The sequence below is a fragment of the Lentzea waywayandensis genome, assembly GCF_900115955.1.
Lineage (GTDB): Bacteria > Actinomycetota > Actinomycetes > Mycobacteriales > Pseudonocardiaceae > Lentzea > Lentzea waywayandensis.
The window spans coordinates 52860-72682 of the sequence record NZ_FOYL01000003.1 but is presented as its reverse complement, the minus strand read 5'-3'; the positions used below and the strand labels follow the sequence as shown (position 1 = coordinate 72682).

Sequence of the window (19823 nt, the reverse complement as noted above, 5' to 3'; positions counted from 1 at the left end):
GTGCGCGCGACAGGATCGACTACGGTTCACGGCATGGCTCGCCGCGTGATCACGCTGACCGCGAAACAGGCCCTTGAGCAGCTCAGCAGGCCTGGCCCGCACCCCGTGCTGCGCGGCGACCTCGCGCTCGTCGGCCTGCCGGGCGTGATCTTCACGCCCCAGTCCGGCCTCGGTCTGCCCGCCGTCGCGTTCGGACACGGCTGGATGCAGCCCGTTCGCCGCTACCACGGCCTTTTGCGGCACCTGGCGTCGTGGGGCGTGGTCGCCGCGGCACCGGCCGTGGAGCGCGGGCCGCTGCTGTCGTCGCGGGTGCTGGCAGCGAACCTGCTGACCACTTTGGACATCTGCACCGGCGTGCGGCTCGGCACCGGGGAGATCAGCGTCGACCCGTCCCGTCTGGCCCTCGCCGGGCACTCGATGGGCGGCGGCGCGGCCGTGCTGGCGACGTCGGGGTCGGATCGCATCAGGGCCGTTGTGACTTTGGCCGCAACGGAGACGCGGCCTTCCGCCCTGGACGCGGCACGGGAGGTTCGCGCGCCCGGACTGCACCTCGCGGCGGGCGAGGACCGCATCGCACCGCCCGTCGGCCACGCCGAGGCGATCGCCCAGGCCTGGGGCGGCCCCGTGCAACTGCGGCTGCTGCCCAAGGCCTCGCACCTCGGGTTCACCGAGGGCAGGCACTGGAGCGAGCTCATGCTCGACGGCAGCGCCGAGCGGGGATCGCAGAAGCTCGGACGCGCGTTCGTGACGGCGTTCCTGCTCCGCGTGCTGACCGGCGACCGGACGTACGACGACCTGCTCGACAGCGACCTGAAGAACGCGAACCTCGTCTTCCAGCGGGAAGCCCTGGTTCGCCGCTGACGACTCCGGCCCCGGTGCGGGATCGCACGCGGGGCCGGAGATCAGGTCAGCTGAGCCAGGTCTGGCCGCTCAGGTCGTCATCGTCCTCCACGGGCGCCGGACGACGCCGATGCACAGGTGGCGGCGGCGCGACCGGCGGTGGTGGCGGAGCGGCCACCGGTGCCTGCTGCTGCGGCGGCGCGTAGCCGTCGTCGTCCTCCGGGCCGAACGCCAGTTCACCGGCGCCGCGTTCGGGACGGTCCCACTGCGGCTTGCGCGACTGCTGCCGTTCGCCCTGCTCGACGAGGTTCTCGGCGCTCTTCTGAGCGGCCGCGACGTCCTGCTTGTGCTTTTCCTCGCGAGCCGCGATGTCGGCGGCCACCTTGTCCTGGCTCGCCTTGAGCTCCGCCGAGACCTCCGCGGTGGCACGGCGGGTCTTGGCGATGTTCTCGTCGAACAACGCCTGAACGCGCGGGTCCACTTCCCCGATCATCGCCATGGGTTGGCGGCCTCTCCTCGGTCTTCACCCAGCGTGGTCTGCATGGCGCTCAACGGGTTGCTGTTGTCGTCGTCGAACAACGTGCCCGTGGTGCGCCACTGGCTGGCTCCGCGCTCGGAGTCGCCGCCCTGCTGGCCGCCGGCTCCGGCGCCTGCCATGCCGCCACCCATCATTCCGCCGCCCATCATTCCGCCGGAGGCCGCACCGCTGGGTGCCTGGCCGTGGGCGTCCTGCATGGACGGCAGGTTCGCGGAACCCGCCTGACCCGCCTCGGAGGGGTTCGTGTTGAACGAGCCTCCGCTGCTGTCGCTCGAGTTCGGGCTGCTCCACGCGCTGTCGGCGTTCGAGCCGCCGAGCACGGACTCGCCGCCCCCCGCGCCACCGGTGAACGAGACACCGGACGTCGTCGTGCCGTCCGAGGCCTGGGCGAACTGCGGGCTCTCCGCGGAGATCCTGGGCTCGCCGACGCTCGGCATGATGCCGTTGTCCTCGATGTAGCTGCGAGCCATCGAGTCCTGGAAGCGCTCGGCCACGTTGGGCGCGGTCTCCCCCGGCGGGCTCCAGACCTGCTCACCCGCGGGTGCCGGCATCGGTTGGAAGTCGGCCTCGGCGGGCAGCGTCGTGACGACGTCCTCGACGGGCCGCGGGAAGTCCGACTCCGGCGTGCGCAGGCCGTCCTCGAGCCTGGCGCCGTCGGAACCGCCCCCGCCGGAACCGGACTCGGAGCCCGGCGTCTGCGCGGCCGGGTTCTCGTCCTCGCCGAAGCCCACGCCGATCTTGTCGGGCGTGCCGTCGCCGTTGTCCGCGGTCAGGTTGATCTCGCCGGTCTTGGTGTCGACCTCGGCGGTGAAGTTGACGCCGTCCTGCTCGATGTGGATCTTGCCGTCCTCGCCGACCTCGACGGGGATCGGGTTCGACTCCGAACCGAGCGGGCCCGTCGTCGGGGCCGCGCCGCCACCGGGTGCCGGCGTGCCACCGGCGGCCGGCGTCTGCGCACCCGGCGTCTGGCCGGCCGCGGTCGGGTTCGAGCCGGTGAGCTGGTTGGCCATGTTGGTGATGGCCTGCGTGCCGTTCTGCCCCATCAGGGCCTTGGCTGCCTCGGGGTTCTTGCTGAAGTCCAGGTCGTAGGTCTTCGGCTCGCCCTTCGGCGTGTCGATCGTCATCTTCACGTGCCCGTTCGAGTCGGGCTCCGTGACCTTGATCGTGTTGTCGCCGGCCGTGACCGTGACGGTCTCGAGCTCTTCCTCGGGCTTGGGCTGGTCGGGCTTGCCGTCGCCGTCGAGGTCGTCGGGCTTGCCGTCGCCGTCGGTGTCACCGGGGACGTCGGGCTTGCCGTCGCCGTCCTTGTCGAGCGGGTTCTCCGGCTTCGGGATCTCCGGCGTGCCACCGCCGCCACCGCCGCCGCTGGGACCGCCGCCACCGCTCGGGCTGCCACCGCCACCGCCGCCGCCGTTGTTGACGTTCTGGCGGCCGCCGCCCTGATCGGAGAACGCCGGGGGGTCGCCGATCGGGCCGAACGTGTCCTTGAACGCGTTCTTCAAGCCCGTGAACATGGCCTTGTAGTCGGCGTCGACACCGGCCTGCACGGCCTGGCAGTAGCCGTCGAACGCCTTCTTCTTGCCGTCGAACTCCTCGCAGAGCGCCTTCAGCTTCTGCTTGGCCTCGTTGATGATGGATTCCCGCCGGCCCGTGACCCAGGAATCCCAGCCGAGGCCCGCGAGAACGCCTGACAGGATGCCGCCGGTGAGAGCACCCACGACACCGCCTACGACCCAACCGGGCAGGCCGCTGAGTCCGTCGAGGATGCCAGCGTCGTTCTCGTAGATGTCGCCGTTCGCCTGACGGATCGCGGTCTCGGCCTCCTCGACCGTCAGACCACCGCACTTCTCCGAGTACTGGTCGTGGATCTGCTGCGCGAAGTCCTTGACGTGCTTCTGCATGTTCGTCACGCCGGCGGTGATCGCCCCGGGAGCCGTGCCCGCCTGCTGCACGAACGTCTTCGAGGCGCCGGCGAACTTGGTCCGGTACTCGCCCGCGGCCTTCGCGGCGGCGCCCTCCCAGGAACCGAGCCCGTTCCAGGCGGCACCCAGCGCGTTGTCGTGCGCGTCCGCCTTCTTGACGTTCTCGGTGAGCTTGTGGGCGTCTTCGCGGAACTTCGCGAAGTCGATGTCGCGGACCTCGTCGTACTTGCGGTAGATGTCGCCTTCGAGGTTCGGCGCGGCACCACCGTGACCGCACGCCTGCGCGGCCTTGGGGTAGATCGGGATGAACTTCTCGAAGAACCGCAGGCCGGGGGCGCCGGCGTCGAGCAGCGTGTTGCTGTTCGGAACGTCACCCTGCTCGTTCAGGACCTTCTGGGTGGCGCCGAGCTCGCGCTCCACCTTGGCCTGGTTGACGAGCTTGTCGGCGTCGCCGCCCTTCTTCTCCCACTGGGCGCGGTCGATCTCCTTGCCGGCGACCACCCCCATGCTCAGGCCGGCGGTAGGAACGGCGAACGCCGCGCCGAGCAGGTAGCTGCCGACGCCGGGATCGCTCGGAACATCGACTCCGTTGGCCTTCGCATACCGCTCGACGTCCTCGTCCGAGGCGCCGGCACCGGCGAGCGCGGGGACGAGCTGCTTCTTGGTCTCCGGCGTGACGTTCGGGTCGTCGAGGAGCTTCTTGATCTCGGTCTGATCCGCCACGACTCGTTACCCCTTGAACTGGCTCGAGGTCTGCGCCTCGTTCGACTCGTACGTCTTGGCGACGTCCTTCAGGCGGGTGGCGATGCCGGTCGCCTCCTTGCCGAACTTCTCCAAGTCCTGGCCGAAGAGGTCGAAGCAGGCCTTGTACTCGGCGGCGACGCCCTGGAACTTGCGGCCGACCTGCCCGGCTCCCACACCCGGCACGGCCGCGGCCTTCATCTGGATCAGGGCTGATCCCTCTGCCTCGTACGTCCCCGCAGCCTTGGTCAAATCGCCGGACTGAACGCCGAACCCGGACATCTGCTCGCCTCCCCTAGTCCCCGATCTGACGCAATTCGGCCTCATCGGGTTCCGCCATACAGTGCCAGCTCGGATCACGCGGTGACCGGAGCTCCAGGATGTCGGTTGCCTTAGTAAACAGCCATTCGGCGCAAGACGCCGATGATCACCACTGAACGGGTGGCGCCTGGTCACCAGCCGCCGGGCGCGGGCGGCTGTGTGCCGGGCGGGGGCTGCTGCGGGTACCCGTGGGACGGGTACGGCTGCTGCTGGGGGAATCCTTGCTGGGGAGGGGCCTGCTGCGGAAATCCCTGCGGTGGGTACGGCTGCTGGGGATGGCCGTGACCGGGCGGAAACGGGGGCTGGTGGGCGGGTTTGCGCTTCGTCGTCACGACGACGACGGCGATGACCGCTGCCACACCTCCCAGAAGCACCAGGAGTACGAGCAGCATCAACGCGGTCATCCCCAGCCCCCATCTGTCCTCAGTGCACCGAGGAAACCACACCCGCCAGTCGCTGCGCGGCCGACTCGGCCTGTTCGTGGCTCGTGGCCTCGACCATCACCCGCACGAGCTGCTCGGTGCCGGACGGGCGCAGCAGCACGCGGCCGGTGTCGCCGAGCTCGGCCTCGACCTCGGCGACGGCCTCGCTGACCGTGGAGGCCTTGGCGACGGCCGCCTTGTCGGCGACCTTGACGTTGATCAGGACCTGCGGCAGGCGGCGCATCACCGAGGCGAGGTCGGCGAGCGACTTGCCGGTCTCGGCCATGCGGGCCATCAGGCGCAGCGCGGTGAGCAGGCCGTCTCCGGTGGTGGCGTGCGCGGGCAGCACGACGTGGCCCGACTGCTCGCCGCCGAGCGAGAAGCCGCCGGCCTTGAGGTCCTGGAGCACGTAGCGGTCGCCGACGGCGGTGGTGCGCAGCCGGATCTTGGACTCGCGCATGGCGATGTGCAGGCCGAGGTTGCTCATCACGGTGGCGACGAGCGTGTCCTCGAACAGCTCACCGGCGTCGCGCATGGCGATCGCGAGGACCGCGAGGATCTGGTCGCCGTCGATCGGCTCGCCCTGGGCGTCCACGGCGAGGCAGCGGTCGGCGTCACCGTCGTGCGCGATGCCGAGGTCGGCACCGTGCTCGCGGACCGCGGCGGCCACGACGTCGATGTGGGTGGAACCACAGCCGGCGTTGATGTTGAGGCCGTCCGGGTTCGCGTTGATCGCGATCACCTCGGCCCCGGCGCGGCGGTAGGCGTCCGGTGCGGCCACCGACGCGGCACCGTTCGCGCAGTCCACCACGACCTTGAGGCCGTCCAGGCGGTGCGGTGTGACCTTGAGCAGGTGCTCGACGTACTGGGTCTCGGCGTCGGGAACATCACGCACTCGCCCGATGGCGGCACCGGTGGGGCGGTCGAAACCGGCGCCCATGTGCTGCTCGATCTCGTCCTCGACCGCGTCGGGCAGCTTGTGGCCACCGGCGGCGAAGAGCTTGATCCCGTTGTCCGGCATCGCGTTGTGCGACGCGGAGATCATCACGCCGATGTCGGCGCCGAGCGCGGCGACCAGGTACGCGACGGCGGGCGTGGGCAGAGCGCCGACGCGCAGGACGTCCGCACCGGCCGAGGTGAGGCCCGCGGTGACGGCGGCGTCGAGCATCTCGCTGCTCGCCCTGGGATCGCGGCCGACGACGGCGATGGGGCGGTGGGAGCGGTCGTGCTCGGCGAGCACCCGCGCCGCCGCGGAAGCGACGGACATCGCGAGTTCAGGGGTGAGATCGGCGTTGGCGAGACCACGAACACCGTCGGTGCCGAACAGGCGAGCCATGGAACCTCCGAATTGGACACTGCAAGGCGGCGGGGACTGACCCGGAAAACCCGGAAGACCTTGAAAAACACTGCGGGAGCAGCAGTTCGTAGTGAACTGCTGCTCCCGCAGGTACAGCTGTAACGCACTCGGGGTGCGGGGTGTCCCCGCAGTCACCGGGATCGAGCAGTGGTCTGCCGAAGCAGACACAGCACGCCCAGCGACTGACCCGTCAGCGCTTGGAGTACTGAGGCGCCTTGCGGGCCTTCTTCAGACCGTACTTCTTGCGCTCCTTGACCCGCGGGTCACGAGTGAGGAAGCCGGCCTTCTTCAGGACCGGGCGGTCCTCGGCGTCGATGGCGATCAGCGCACGCGCGATGGCGAGACGCAGCGCACCGGCCTGGCCGGTGATGCCGCCGCCGTGCAGGTTGCCGATCACGTCGAAGGTCTCGGGCTTCTCCGTGGTGACGAGCGGCTCCTTGATGAGCTGCTGGTGCACCTTGTTCGGGAAGTAGGTCTCGAGAGACTTGCCGTTCAGCGTGAACTTGCCGGTGCCGGGCACGAGGCGGACGCGAACGACGGCCTCCTTGCGGCGGCCGACGGTCTGCGCGAGGTGCGCGGCGCCGTTCAGCGAGGGCGCGACCACCGGCGCGGAGGTCTCCTCGACCTCGGCCTCGTCGGCGTCAGCCTCGACGGCCTCGACAGCCTCGGCCTCAGGAGCCTCAACGGCCTCAGGAGCGTCGACGACCTCGGCCTCGACAACCTCGGCCTCGACCTCGGGGGTCTCGACCTCAGGGGTCTCGTTCTCAGGGGTGGTCACAGGAACTTCCTCGGTGTACTCGTCGCTCACTGGGCGATCTTCTTGATCTCGAAGGTCTGCGGCTGCTGCGCCACGTGCGGGTGGTTCGGCCCGCTGTAGACCTTCAGCTTGTTCGCGATCTGGCGGCCCAGGCGGTTCTTGGGCAGCATGCCCTTGATCGCCTTCTCCACCAGGCGGTCCGGACGGGTGTCCAGGACCTCGCCGAAGGACTGCTTGCGCAGACCACCGGGGAAGCCGGAGTGGCGGTACTGGAACGCCTGGTCACGCTTCGCGCCGGTCAGAGCGACCTTGTCAGCGTTGATGATGACAACGAAGTCACCGGTGTCAACGTGAGGTGCGTAAGTCGGCTTGTGCTTGCCGCGCAGCAGCGTCGCGGCCTGGGTGGCGAGCCGGCCGAGCACCACGTCCTGGGCGTCGATCACGTGCCAGGTGCGGGTCACCTCACCGGGCTTCGGGCTGTACGTGCGCACGGATCTACCTCGTCGTCACTTGCGTCTGGGGTCACTGCGGCGGTTGCCCCAGACCGATCTTGGACGAACCAAGCGGTGGTTCCGAGACAGGCGCGGCACATAGGGGTGCCAGCTACCGCACAACAACGTCAGAAGATACCGGATGGGTGGCTCGAGGACCAAAACGGCCCCTCCTAAGCCACCCTTTCATGGACATACGCGAGCCCCGGACCACGTGGTTCCGGGGCTCGCGAAGGTGTTGCTCAGGCAGTGCTGGCTTACCAGCGGCCGAGGTTCTGCTTCTCAGCGGCCTCGTAGGCTTCGCCGGCCTGGCCGACGGCGGTACCGATGGCGGCGAGCACGGCCTGCAGGTCGGCAGCGGCCTCGTCCCACTTGCGCTGCGCGGCCTCGTAGGCCTCGCGGGCGTCACCGGTGTAGCCGGCCAGGGTCTTCTGCACCTCGGACTTGAGGTCGCCGAGCTGGCCCTCGATCTGGGTCGCCGAGCTGTTGATCGTGCTGGACGCCTGCGCGATTTCGGCGAACGTAACCTGAAGCATTTCATCTCCCCTTGAGCTCTAGATAAGTCTGAAGGTCTTGCGGCACTGCGAGTCGAGCGGTCCGGCGAATCAGCCGCTCAGGCGGCCGGTGATGCCGCTGATGGAGGACTTGTTGTCCTCTTCCTGGCGGGCGTAGACGTCCGCGGAGCTCGCGATCGACTCGGCGATGGTGTTCAGCGCCTCGGACAGCTTGCGGGCGTCCTCGTGGAACCGGGTCATCAGGTTCGCGAAGGCGGTCGAAGCGTCGCCCTTCCAGCTGGAGGAGACGGTGTCGACGGCGTTCTGCACCTGACGGAGCGTGCCCTGCGTCTCACCATCGACATCGATGATGCGCTTGGCCAGGGCGTCGAGCTCTGCTGCGGTAACTTCCAATGCCATTGGGAGATCCCCCTTCAAGGAACTTCAGGTCGTACTTCTTGGTTCGTACGCCTCTTCCGACGAGGACCCTGCCACGTCGGTTCCGTCCTGTCGCGACTTCTTTCGAAGTAGTTGCGCTAGTAAACGGCTCCGGGTGAAACCGGGAGTCAGTAGAGGATTCGCGACTGCGAAAAGTCCTCGTCATCGTCACTCGCACGGGGAAGCTGACCACTCGGACCGGCGACGGCGGCAGAACCGAGAGTCACCCGTTCCGTCTCAACTGGAACGGGCGCGGTGGCTTCGGCGGCGTCCGGCACCTGCTCGACGGCCAGACCTCGATCCACGCGGAACCCCGCGGCGGCCTCACGAACGTCGGCCGAGGTGGCCTGAGCGCCGGGCTCGATCTTGCGCTCACGCGCCTGCGCGGCGAGGTCGCGCGTGCGTTCCCGCAGCTTGGCGTTGCGTTCACCGATCTCTCCCGACGCGCGACCGGCACGGGTGACCGCGGCTCCGACCTCGGCGCGGAACCGGGCGAGGACCTCGGTGGCGGACATCGGCGACTCCCTGACGTTGCGGCTGCTACTTGATGACGAGCGAGCTGACGATCTTCTCGCAGGCGGTGCGGACCTGGGCCTTGGTGGCCTCCGTCGCCTGGCAGCCCACGCTCACCTGGACGTCGCCGGCGAACTGGATGTACCACTCGACCCCGGTCGCTTCGACCACTTCGCGATAGTGAACAACAGACTTCCCCGCAAATGTGGTGTTGTCGACGAAGTCGGCGACCTCATCACCATTGTCCTTGCGTTGCTGATACAGGCCCTTCAACTCACTCAACGCGCGAACTCGGTCCTGGTCGCTGTTATACGTGAGTGTTTGCTCCTGCACAGCAATACGCGCATCCGGTTGTTTGCTATTGGAATTCTTGCGCTCAATCGGTTGCAAAAGCACCTGGCGATCACCGGCCGCGCCGCCGGTCTGCTCCCACCCGTCCGGACGGCTGAAGCTGTAGTCGTAGACCGCGATCTGATCGCCGGGCGGATTCGGCTGCTGCGGCGTCTTGTCCCGGTTCAGCCAGAAGTAGCCACCGACACCGGCCGCCGCCAGCACGACCACGACACCTATCGCGATGAACAGCGGTGCCTTGCTCTTCCTCGGCGGCGGTGACGAGGCGGCGGGGAACGAGACGGGGTACTGCCCGGGAGGCGGAGGCGTGATCCGGCGGGTGATCTTGCGGGTGGCGTCGTCGCCGACCCGGAGGTTGTGAGTCACCTCACCCGACGGACCCTTCGCCTGAGCCTGCTGGGCGACACCGCCGGTCCGTTCCGGATCGAGACTGACCGCCCGCAGCGCGCCGCGGGCCACCACCGTCTCCGGCTGGTCGATGCTCGTCGGCACCACGCGGATCTGGTCGTGCACCATGCGCGCCACGAGCGGGATCCGGCTCGATCCACCGACCAGGAACACCCCGGCGAGCTGCTGGGGCCGCAGACCGGCGTCGCGGACGGTGGCGGCGGCCAGCGCGGCCGCCCGGCTCAGCGGCGCGGTGATCAGCTGTTCCAGGTCCGACCGCGTCACGTGCGCGTCGGGGAACGGCGGCGGCATCGGCACGTCGGTGTAGGCGTGCCGGGACAACGTCTCCTTGGCACCCCGCACGTCCTGCCGCAGCACCCGCCGCTTGCGCCGGTCGGCCATCTCGCGGCCCTCGACGAGCTGGCGCCACGCCTCGGGATCCTTGGCCGCGACCAGCCCGCCGACGTGTTCCAGCAACACCTGGTCGATGTCTGCGCCGCCGAAGCTCGGGTCGCCCTTGGCGGACAGCACCCGGAAGCTCTTGCCCGCGCGCGCCACGACGCTGGCGTCGACCGTGCCACCGCCCAGGTCGAGCACGGCGAGCGCGGCGCCGTCCGGAATGGAGTGGCTCGCGGAGTGGAAGACGGCGGCGGCGACGGGTTCGGGCACCAGCACCAACTCGCGGCCGAGTCCGCGCGCCGCCTGGAGCAGGACGCGGGTGCGGACCGTGCCCCAGTCCGCGGGATGAGTGAGGACGAGAAGGTCGACAGGCGCTCCACCACCGACGCGCCGCGCTTCCCCGACAGCTCGTGACAGCACCGCGCGCACAACGTCCACAACGGGCAGCACGGTGCTGCCGAGCAGCAACTCCCCCTCGTCGACGCGGCGCTTCGGGTGCGGCTCGTAGCGGGCGGGGTCGACCGCGGCCTGGCGCTCGGCCTCCTGACCGACGAACAACGTCCCGTCGGCGGCGGCGAACACGGCGGACGGCACCAGCGGCTGGCCGTCGAACACGACGACCTGCGGCTCCCTGCCGTGCACGGAGATCGCGACGCAGGTGCTCGACGTGCCGAAGTCGACCGCGACGTGCAGGCTCATGCACCTTCCCCTCTTCTGGGCACATGCTTACCCGATGCGACTGACCGGGACGACACGGATGGCAAAGGTCGCGTCACTCCGGTCGGGGTCCGCGGCTCGGCGGCCGGCCCAGTGGGCCTCTCGCTGCCCGCCGAACAGCACCGGTCACGCCTTCCGCCGCGCCCGCGCCAGCGCGGCCCGCAGTCGTTCCTCGGCACCGGCGTCGCCCGCGTCGGCGTAGTTCTCCAGAGCGGCGACCGCTACCTCGATCACCTTGTCCGTCAGTCCGAGCGCGAGGTTCGCCTCGGCGACCGAGGCCAGCGCGCGCACAACCCCGCGTCGTTCGCCGAGTTGTTCGAAGATCGACAGCGCTTTCTCCGCACCGGTCAGCGCCAGCCCTGCGTCACCGAGGGCGAGGTCGACCTGGGACCGCTGGACCGTGCAGTAGGCGACGCCGCGGACGTCGCCCAGCTCGGTCGCCAGATCCAGCGCCTCGTGGGCCGCCGCGCTCGCCCGCTCGAGATCACCGTGGGCGAGCGCGCTCGCCGTGATCCGGCTGAGCACCAGCGCGGTGTCGCTCGACCCGCCTTCGTCCCGGCTGATCGCCAGCGCCTCGCCCAGGGCCCGCACGGACTCCGGGTAGCGACCCTCGGACGAGAGCACGGTGCCCAGCTCACGCAGGTTGCCGACGTAAATGCGCGACACACCGCTCGCTCGTGCCGCGACCACCGCGCGTTCGGCGAGTTCCACCTGCGGCCGGCCTGTGTGCACCATCGTGAAGTAGGTCAACGCGCCCAGCACGGCGGCGAGTTCCGCGTGAGCCCCCAATGCCTCGAACGCGTCCGCACAGCGCGAGTACTCGGCGAGAAGGTCCTCGGTGACACCACGCGTCGCCCGTTGGTACAGCAGGTCCAGGTGCGAGCGCCACGCGACCAGTTCGTCACCATCGGCGAACGCCGCCTCCCGCAGAAGCTCGCGCACCTGCACGACACGGTCGTGGGAGTAGTAGACGTCGAGGAAGTGGAACGCGCGGTCGGCGAGGCCGGCGGCGTCCTGGACCCAGTTCTCCCGCAGGCAGAACATGATCGCGAGGTCGATGTTGACCTTCTCCGCCAGCAGGAACCGCTCGTCGCCGGCGAGCCGCTCCATCTCGGCGCGGTCGAGCACGGTGGACGCGGCGAACGGCTGCAACGGCAGCTCGTCTCCTCCGGTCCAGTCCACGACGCCCAGGTCCACGAGGGTCAGCAGAAGACCGACGTAGTCGCGCATGGCCGCCGCGACCACCTGGTCGTCCTCCGCGCGCACCAGTTCGGCCGCGTACACCGCGAGCAGGTCGTGCAGGCGGTACCGGGGCTCGCCGGTCAGGTCCAGGCCGACCTCGTCCAGCAGGTTCGCCTCCACCAGCCGTTCGACGAGCCGCTCGCCGTCACCGCCGGCCAGCACGCCCACCGTCCACGAGGCCACGTCCGTCGCGCCGAGCAGCCCGAGCCTGCGGAACGCCGTCGCGGCATCGGCCGGCAGCGCCTCGTAGCTGGGTCCGAACGTCGCGCGCACCTCCAGGTCGCCCATGGTGAGCTCGTCCAGGCGATGACGTTCGTCGGACAACCGCCGGGCCAGCGACCGCAGCGGCAGCGACTCACGGGCGGCGAGGCGTGCCCCGGCGACCCTCAGCGCGAGCGGAAGCCCACCGCACGCACCGGCGATCGCACTGAGCGCGGTCCGGTCGGTGCCGGCCCGTTCCGCGCCGAGAACGCTCGACAGCAATGCGATTCCGTCCTCGGCGCCGAGAGGGGACAACCGGAGGCTCTGCGCGCCCTCGACCTGGACGAGCTGCTGCCTGCTGCTGATCAGCACGGCGCATCCCGCCGTTCCCGGCAGCAGCGGCCTGACCTGCTCGGCTCCGGCCGCGTCGTCCAGCACCACCAGAATCGAGCGGTCGGCGAGCTGGGCGCGGAACGTCGCACTGCGCGCCTGCACGCCGTCCGGTATCGCGGAGGCGGGCACGCCCAGGGCGACGAGCAGCTCGGCGAGCACCTCGGCCGCCTCACGGGGAGTCCCACCGGCACCGTTGAGCCGGACGAAGAGCTGACCGTCGGGGAACCGCTGTCGCAGGCGGTGCGCGGCCTTGATCGTGAACGCGCTCTTGCCGACGCCGGGAGCACCGGTCAGGACGACCACCGGCAGACCGGGCGCGGCGAGCTTCTCCTCGACCTGCCGGAACATCTCGGCCCTGCCGACGAAGCCCGCGGTGTCCGGTGGCAGCTGGCAGATCACCTTGCGCTCGGGCGCCTCCGCCTCGCCGTTGAGCAGCGCGACGTGCAGCCGGCTCAGCTCCGGCGACGGGTCCAGGCCCAGTTCGGCGGCCAGCAGCGCGGTGAGCTCGCGGTAGCTCTCCAGCGCCTCCGCCTGCCGTCCGGAGCGGGCCAGTGCCGTCATCCGCTGCGCCCAGAACCGTTCCCGCAACGGGTGTTGCCGGATCAACGCGCTCAGTTCGGCGACCAACTGGCCGGCCTGACCTCGGTCCAGGTCAGCGTCGATCCGGCCTTCCAGCGCGCCGAGGTGTTCCTCGTCGAGTCGCGGCACGTCCTCGCGGTGCACCACGTCCGATGCGACGTTCGCGAGCGCCGGCCCACGCCACAGTTCCGTCGCCGACGCGAAGTCGCCGGCGCGAACGAACTCGCGGAACCGCAGCAGGTCGAGCTCCTCCGGCGTCACCTCGACGAGGTAGCCGCCGGCGGTGGTGCGCACCCGGTTGGCCGCGCCGAGGGCCTGCCGCAGCCGCAGCACCGTCGTCTGCAACGTCTTGTGTGCACGGTCAGCGGTCGGTGGCTCGCCGTCCCACAGTCGGTCGACCAGCTCGTCGACCGACACGAACCGGTTGGGACGCAACAACAACGTCGCCAGCAGCACCCGGCCGCGACCGGCCGGGACGGGGACCGGTTCGCCGTCGGCCAGCACTTCGAGCGGACCGAGCACCCGGAACTCGACGTTCACGTTCACCCCCCAGACGCACTCCTCTCGGCACGAGTGTGACAGTTGACGGGCATCTACGAGAGTTCAGCGATCCGGGCCCGCAGCTTCTCCGTCGCCTTCTCGTTGCCCATGTCCTCGCGCAGCAGCAACGCCTCCTTCAACGCGGCCACGGCGTCTTCCGACCGTCCGGCACGGGCGTGCGCGTCGGCGAGGTTCTCCAGCGTCACGGTCTTGATGGCGTCCGGCAACTGGTCGCCGGGCAGTGCGAGCACCCGCTGGAACGTCGCGACGGCCTCGGCGAGGTGGCCGCGTTCCAGGTGCAGCAGGCCGCGAGTGTCCAAAGTGGAGGCCGCGAGGTCGGTCATGCCCGCCTCGGTGACGACCGCGTAGGCCTCGTCGTTCGCGGTGAGCGCGGCGTCGAACTCCTTGAGGCTCACCAACGTCATCGAGTAGTTGTTCAGCGCGATGGCCAGGCCGGACGGTGAGCCCTGCTCCTTGCGCCTCTCGATCGCGCGTTCGTGCAGGACCTTCGCCGCCGTCAGGTCGCCGCCCATCGCGTGGTTGATGGCCCACTGGTCGAGAGTGACCGCGATGCCGTGCAGGTGGCCGATCTCCTCGCGCACCCGCAGTGCCTCGGCGTACTGGCCGGCGGCGTCGCCGAAGGCGCCCAGTGCGGAGAGCGCGTTGCCGAGCGAGTGCAGGGTGACGCCCTCGGCGTACCTGTCGCCGCTCGCGCGGGCGGCCGCGAGCGCGACGCGGCACAGCTCGATCCGCTCGGCAGGCCGCTGCCGCAGGTAGAGGTAGCCGAACATGACGGACGCGAGCTGCCAGGCGTGCTGATGCAGGCCGTGCTCTCCGGCGAGCTTGACGGCGGCGAGGAGGTTCTCGTGCTCGGTCTCGCACCAGGCGGCGGCCACCGACGAGTCCTCGAACAGCACCGGCTGCACACCGTCGGACAGCGGGCACAACGCGATGTCGGACCGGCTGCGGCGCAACAACCGATCGGCGCTGTCCACCGAGTGCAGGTAGAACTCCAGCAGCCGGCGGACGGCCGCGGGGTCCGTCTCCTGGAGCGAGCGCGCGTACGCACGCAGCAGGTCGTGGGACGTGTACCGGCCCGGTGCGCGTTCGGTGAGCAGATGCATGCGCGCCAGCGTTTGCAGCGACCGGCGCACCTCGGCGCGGCGGCGGCCGTCGAGCGCGGTGGCCGCATCCAGGGAGATGTCCGGGCCCGTCGTCAGGCCGAGCAACCGGAAGAGCCTGGCCGTGTCGTCGTCCAGACGGCTGCAGGACGTGGCGAAGACCGCCTCGACGTGGGTCATCAGGCCGTCCGAGTCAGCGAGTTCGCGGACGAGCGAGCGCAGGGTGAGGCCGGGATCGTCGGCTGCTCTGGAGGCGGCGACGGCGAGCGCGAGCGGCAGGCCGCCGCAGAACGCGACCAGGTCCGCGACGGCGTCCGGTTCGGCGGCCACGCGTCCGGCACCGAGGCGGGCGGTGAGCAGTGCGACGGCGTCGTCCTCGCCGAGCAGGTCGAGCGTCACCGGGACCGCGCCCTCGCGGACGACCAGTCCGGTGAACCGGTTGCGGCTCGTGATCACGACCAGGCAGCCGCGGCCGGCGGGCAGCAGCGGACGGACCTGTTCGACGTCGCGGGCGTTGTCGAGCAACACCAGCACGCGGCGGTCGGCGACGACGCTGCGGTAGAGCGCCGCTCGTTCGGGCAGGTCCACCGGAACCCTGCCGCCGGACACCCCGAACGCGCCGAGGAAGGCCGCCAGCACCTCGGCCGGGTCGGCGGGATCGGCGAACGGCTCGAAGCCGCGCAGATCGACGTACAGCTGCCCGTCCGGGAAGCGGTCCGCGACCGAACGGGCCCACCGCACGGCCAGCGCCGTCTTGCCGATCCCCGCGGTGCCGTCGATCGCGGTGATCACCACCGCCGCCCCGTCCGTGGTGACCTCGGTCAGCCTGGCCAGTTCGGCGTCGCGACCGGCGAAGTGCGCGGCCCCGACGGGCAGCTGCCGCGGCACGCCGGCCCGCGAGGCCGGGTCGAGCAGCCGCGCGTGCAGGTCGCGCAACGGCTGGCCGGGCTCGACCCCCAGTTCGTCGTCGAGGTGGTCGCGGATCTGCTCGTACGCGGCGAGCGCCTCCCCAGGCCGTCCCGCCTGGTGCAACGCCTGGACCAGCTGCGCCCAGAACCCCTCGCGCAGCGGGTGCTCGCCGGTCAGCTCCCGCAGCTCGTCCACCAGCCCGGCCCCGCGCCCGCGCGCCAGATCGGCCTCGACGCGCCGGCCGTGCACCACGAGCCGTTCCTCGACGAGCGGCGGCACGTCCTCGCGGTGCAGGTGCGGTGAGGCGACGTTGGACGCCACCTCACCACGCCAGTACGCGAGCGCGGCCGCGAACTCACCCTCGGCGGCGAGCCGCCGGAACCGCGTCAGGTCGAGCCGGTCCGGGTCGACCTCGGCCAGGTAGCCACCGGTGGCCGTGCGCACGCAGTTGGCGTCCCCCAACGCCATCCGCAGCCGCCGCACGACCATCTGCAACGTCTTGTGCGCGCGGTCGAGCGTGGGCGGCTCACCGTCCCACAACCGTTCCACCAACTCGTCAACGGACACGAACCGGTTGGGCCGCAGCAACAACGTCGCGAGCAGCACCCGCCCACGCCCAGCGGGAACCGCCACGCGCACGCCGTCGCGCAGCACCTCCAACGGCCCGAGGACGCGGTACTCGACGTTCATGGGCTCCTTCACCTGCTCGTCCACAGTGGATTTTCGAGGGTGTGACCGAAGTGTGAGCAGCGGCGGGCAAGCTCATCATCAGCCGGGGACGACAGCGACAAATGGCTTCGCCTGGGGGGTCGCTGTCGTCCTCGGCTACTCCAAGGCCGCCAGCCTCTCGCCGAGTTGCTCCGCCCGCTCGTCGACGGACACGAACCGGTTGGGCCGCAACATCAGCGTCGCCGGCAGCACGGGACACCGGCCGCCGGGGACAGCCACCGGTTCGCCGTCGGGCAACACCTCCGACGGCCCCCGTACGCGGTACTCGGCTCGCACAAGTCCCCCCAGGTCACGGCCAGTTTAGCGGCGTGTGATCGCGGTGTGAGCAAAGTGTGAGCGGGGTCGGGCAGAGTACTTCTCAGCGGTGCTGGTGGCTGAGTTACCTGGGGGGCCACCAGCACCGCTCATCAGTTCCCGGGCACGGCGTCACGCCCGTGACCGAAGTGTGAGCGCGATCAGCGACTCTGTGAGCGGCCGGCCTCTCCGCGGTTACCTCCCTCTTCGACTGTGGAGGGGCCGGCCTCAGTTCAACGAGGACAGCAGCTCGCGCACGTCGTCCGCCTGCGCGTTGCCCAGGTCGTCGTAGACGTCGAGCGCCGCGAGGTAGTAGCCGCGGGCCGCGTCCAGCTCGCCGAGCTCCCGTTTCATGTCGGCCAGCCGCACGAGCGTGTCCGCCTGGTAGTGGCGGTAGGACAACGTCTCCTGCAACTCGACCGACCTGAGGTAGTTCGCCTCCGCCTCCTCGTACCGGCCCAGCGCGCGGTAGATGCTGCCGAGGGTGTCGCGGTTCGAGGCCACCACGGTGTCCCGCTCGTCCGGCACCAGCTCCAGGTACATGTCACGGGCCTGCTCGGCGTGCGCCGCCGCTTCGTGGTGGTCGCCGAGCTCGTGGTGCACGAACGCCAGCGACGCCGAGACGCTCGCCAGTTCGATGCGGTCGCCGCTGCGCATCGCCACGTCCAGGGCCCGCAGCAACGGGTCGAGCGCGCGCAGGTGCTTGCCCTGTCTGGCCAGCAGGTAGGCGAGGCCGCGCAGGTCGTTCGACAACCCGATGAGGTCGCCCAGTCGTTCGTCCAGTGCGACGGCCGCACGGAGCTGGTGCTCCGCCTCGTCGAACTCCCGTCCCGGCACCAGGCAGGACACCAGGCCGCGGCGGGCCCGGCACTCCCCTTCGAGGTCATCTGCCCGGCGCGCGGCGGCGACGGCCAGCCGTTGCAGGCGTTCGCCCTCGCGCCACCGTCCGGTGGCCAGCAGGAAGTGCCTGGTCGCCCACACCGTGCGCCACACGTGACCGTCGAAGCCCGCCTCGCCCGCCGCGACGACCGCGGGACCGAAGACGGCGCGTTCCTCGGCGTACCAGCGGTCGGCGTCGGTGCTCGCCTCGAACGCCAGCACGACGGCGCCGGGAGCCGGGGCCGGTGTGGTGATGGGCTGGCGCAACGGGTCCGACTTGAGGGTGGCGGCCAGCGCGGAGTGCATGAGGTGGTCGAAGAACCGCCGTTGGGCGTCGGCGCGTTCAGTGGCCGACAGACGCAGAGCCGCCTCCTCCGCCGCGTACGAACGCATCAGGTCGTGCAGCCGGTAGCGGCCGTTCTGGCTGTTGATCAGGCTGTAGCGGACCAGTTCGTCCAGCGCGTCGCCCGACGGGTGTGCCATGAGGCTGGTCGCGGCGGGCTCGGTCACGTCCGGGCCGGGATGCAGGCCCAGCAGCACGAACAGGCGCGCCGCCACCGGGCTCAGCCACCCGAACGTCCACGAGAACACCGCCCTCACGCTGGTCAGCGGATCGTCGGTGTCCAACGCGTCGAGCGCGGCGTGTTCGAGCTCCTCCACGAGCAGGCCGAGCGGGTGCTGGTCGAGCGTCGCCCGCGCCGCCACCACGGCGAGTGCCAGCGGCAGTCCCGCGCACAGCTCGACGAGCCTGGCCGCCGCTGCGGGCTCCTCCGCGACCCGGTGCGCGCCGACCCTGCCGCCGAAGAGCGTCATCGACTCCTCCGGCCCCAGCACGTCGAGCTGGAACGCCCGGTCCTGCGTGACCAGGCCGCGCAAGCGGTTGCGGGAGGTGATCACGGCCAGGCTCTGCGACCCGCCCGGCAGCAGCGGCCGCACCTGCGCCACGTCCCGGACGTTGTCGAGCAGCACCAGCACCCGCCGTCGTGACAGCAGCACCCGGTAGCTCTCCAGCATCGCCTCGGTGCCGGCCGGGATCTCGTCCGCGGGCACGCCGAGCGCCAGCAGGAAGTCGCGGGCCGTGCTGATCGGGTTCACCGGGGCTCCGGTCGGATCGAACCCGCGCAGGTCGCTGTAGAGCTGTCCGTCCGGGAAGCGGCCGGCGACCCGGTGCGCCCACTGCACCGCGAGCGACGTCTTGCCGATGCCACCGCTGCCGTTGATCACCAGCTGCCCGGACGCGAGCACCGCGTCGAGCCGGTCGAGCTCCAGCTCCCTGCCCACGAAGTGCGGCAACGCGGTCGGCAGCTGCCGGGGGACGTGGTGGTGCGACGGAACGAGCACCGCCGTCGCGGAGACCTCTCCCGCCAGCACCCGCTGCTGCGCCTCCCGCAGCCGGGGCCCCGGCGTGACGCCGAGCTGGTCGCCCAGCACGCTCGCGGCCTCCTGGTAGGTCGCGAGCGCGTCCGCCTGCTGACCGCTGCGGTGCAACGCGAGCATCAGTTGCGCCCAGAACACCTCGCGCACCGGGTGCTGGTGGGTGAGCGTCCGCAGCTCCGGCACCAGTTCCGCCGCGACACCCAGCTCCAGGTCGTCGTCGATCCGCTTCTCCAGCGCGGCCAGCCGTTCCTCGAGCAGCGCCGGCACGAGGTCGCGGTGCAGCGACTCCGACGGAACGTTCGCCAGCACCGGCCCGCGCCACAACGCCGTCGCCTCAGCGTGCTCACCGGCCTTCAGGTGGGCGCGGAACCGAAGCAGATCGAGCTGCTCCGGCTCGATCACGGCCACGTAGCCGCCCGAACGCGTCCGCACGCAGTTCGCCGCGCCGAGCGCCTGCCGCAACCGGGCCACGACCATGTGCAGCGTCTTGCCCGCGCGGTCCGCACTGGGCGGTGTTCCGTCCCAGAGCCGTTCGACGATCTCGTCCACGGAGACGAACTCGTTGGCACGCAAGAGAAGTGTCCCGAGCAGAACCCGGCATCGACCGGCGGGGACGGTGACCGGGACGCCGTCGAGCAGGACCTCGAGCGGCCCCAGCACGCGGTACTCGACTCGCACTTCGCCCCTCTCCCGCTCGGTGATCGAGCGCCGAGTGTAGGGGCGAGGACTCGGTGTGACCGAAGTGTGAGCGCCACCGGGCAAAGTAGTCATCAGCCGGAGCGATGAGAGTGACAGCGAAGTTTGGGGGGTGTCACGCTCGCCGCGCTTCCTCCAGGCCGCCCCTCCCCAGTGGCGCGGTCCGGGCGGAGAT

16 protein-coding genes are annotated in these 19823 nt (G+C 70.5%); 1 reads left to right on the top strand and 15 read right to left on the bottom strand.

Annotated elements, in window-relative coordinates; all coding sequences use genetic code 11:
* Window positions 1-33 precede the first annotated feature (33 nt).
* Window positions 34-861, top strand: a complete 828-nt coding sequence (locus BM417_RS10945; RefSeq protein ID WP_093591267.1) for a dienelactone hydrolase family protein — start codon at window positions 34-36, stop codon at window positions 859-861.
* A gap of 46 nt (window positions 862-907) precedes the next feature.
* On the opposite strand, the gene BM417_RS10940 is transcribed toward BM417_RS10945, so the two are convergent.
* The 15 genes from BM417_RS10940 to BM417_RS10870 all read right to left on the bottom strand — a co-directional run bounded on the left by BM417_RS10940 (window position 908) and on the right by BM417_RS10870 (window position 19630).
* Window positions 908-1339, bottom strand: coding sequence for a hypothetical protein (locus tag BM417_RS10940; RefSeq protein WP_093591264.1), 432 nt, complete (start codon window positions 1337-1339; stop codon window positions 908-910).
* Entirely contained in the window at window positions 1330-4023 is a 2694-nt protein-coding gene (locus BM417_RS46705) for a hypothetical protein (RefSeq protein WP_143138601.1), read from the bottom strand. Before BM417_RS46705 ends, BM417_RS10940 begins: the two co-directional genes overlap by 10 nt.
* A 6-nt stretch (window positions 4024-4029) precedes the next feature.
* A complete protein-coding gene (locus BM417_RS10930; protein WP_093591261.1) occupies window positions 4030-4323 on the bottom strand; it encodes a hypothetical protein in 294 nt (97 codons plus the stop codon).
* Between the two features lie 170 nt (window positions 4324-4493).
* Window positions 4494-4766 carry a hypothetical protein gene (locus BM417_RS10925; protein WP_093591258.1) on the bottom strand — a complete coding sequence of 91 codons (273 nt, stop codon included), beginning with the start codon at window positions 4764-4766 and terminating at the stop codon, window positions 4494-4496.
* A 19-nt stretch (window positions 4767-4785) separates the two neighbouring features.
* The gene (glmM, locus tag BM417_RS10920; RefSeq protein ID WP_093591256.1) at window positions 4786-6120 is read right to left on the bottom strand and encodes a phosphoglucosamine mutase; all 1335 of its coding nucleotides are present in this window, start codon (window positions 6118-6120) and stop codon (window positions 4786-4788) included.
* Between the two features lie 211 nt (window positions 6121-6331).
* The gene (gene rpsI, locus BM417_RS10915; RefSeq protein ID WP_245821843.1) at window positions 6332-6919 is read right to left on the bottom strand and encodes a 30S ribosomal protein S9; all 588 of its coding nucleotides are present in this window, start codon (window positions 6917-6919) and stop codon (window positions 6332-6334) included.
* A 26-nt stretch (window positions 6920-6945) separates the two neighbouring features.
* Window positions 6946-7389, bottom strand: a complete 444-nt coding sequence (gene rplM, locus BM417_RS10910) for a 50S ribosomal protein L13 (protein ID WP_093591253.1) — start codon at window positions 7387-7389, stop codon at window positions 6946-6948.
* A 257-nt stretch (window positions 7390-7646) separates the two neighbouring features.
* The gene (locus BM417_RS10905) at window positions 7647-7925 is read right to left on the bottom strand and encodes a WXG100 family type VII secretion target (protein WP_093591250.1); all 279 of its coding nucleotides are present in this window, start codon (window positions 7923-7925) and stop codon (window positions 7647-7649) included.
* A 69-nt stretch (window positions 7926-7994) separates the two neighbouring features.
* Window positions 7995-8303, bottom strand: a complete 309-nt coding sequence (locus tag BM417_RS10900; RefSeq protein ID WP_093591247.1) for a WXG100 family type VII secretion target — start codon at window positions 8301-8303, stop codon at window positions 7995-7997.
* Between the two features lie 146 nt (window positions 8304-8449).
* On the bottom strand, window positions 8450-8836 hold the full coding sequence (locus BM417_RS10895; RefSeq protein ID WP_093591244.1) for a hypothetical protein: 387 nt from the start codon (window positions 8834-8836) through the stop codon (window positions 8450-8452).
* Window positions 8837-8861: 25 nt separating this feature from the next.
* A complete protein-coding gene (locus tag BM417_RS10890; RefSeq protein ID WP_093591241.1) occupies window positions 8862-10670 on the bottom strand; it encodes a type VII secretion-associated protein in 1809 nt (602 codons plus the stop codon).
* 144 nt (window positions 10671-10814) lie between these two features.
* The gene (locus tag BM417_RS10885) at window positions 10815-13649 is read right to left on the bottom strand and encodes an AfsR/SARP family transcriptional regulator (RefSeq protein WP_093591238.1); all 2835 of its coding nucleotides are present in this window, start codon (window positions 13647-13649) and stop codon (window positions 10815-10817) included.
* A 47-nt stretch (window positions 13650-13696) separates the two neighbouring features.
* Window positions 13697-16375, bottom strand: a complete 2679-nt coding sequence (locus BM417_RS10880; RefSeq protein WP_143138600.1) for an AfsR/SARP family transcriptional regulator — start codon at window positions 16373-16375, stop codon at window positions 13697-13699.
* A 123-nt stretch (window positions 16376-16498) separates the two neighbouring features.
* Window positions 16499-16678, bottom strand: coding sequence for a hypothetical protein (locus tag BM417_RS10875; RefSeq protein ID WP_093591232.1), 180 nt, complete (start codon window positions 16676-16678; stop codon window positions 16499-16501).
* Between the two features lie 246 nt (window positions 16679-16924).
* The gene (locus BM417_RS10870) at window positions 16925-19630 is read right to left on the bottom strand and encodes an AfsR/SARP family transcriptional regulator (protein ID WP_177320378.1); all 2706 of its coding nucleotides are present in this window, start codon (window positions 19628-19630) and stop codon (window positions 16925-16927) included.
* Between the last annotated feature and the right edge of the window lie 193 nt (window positions 19631-19823).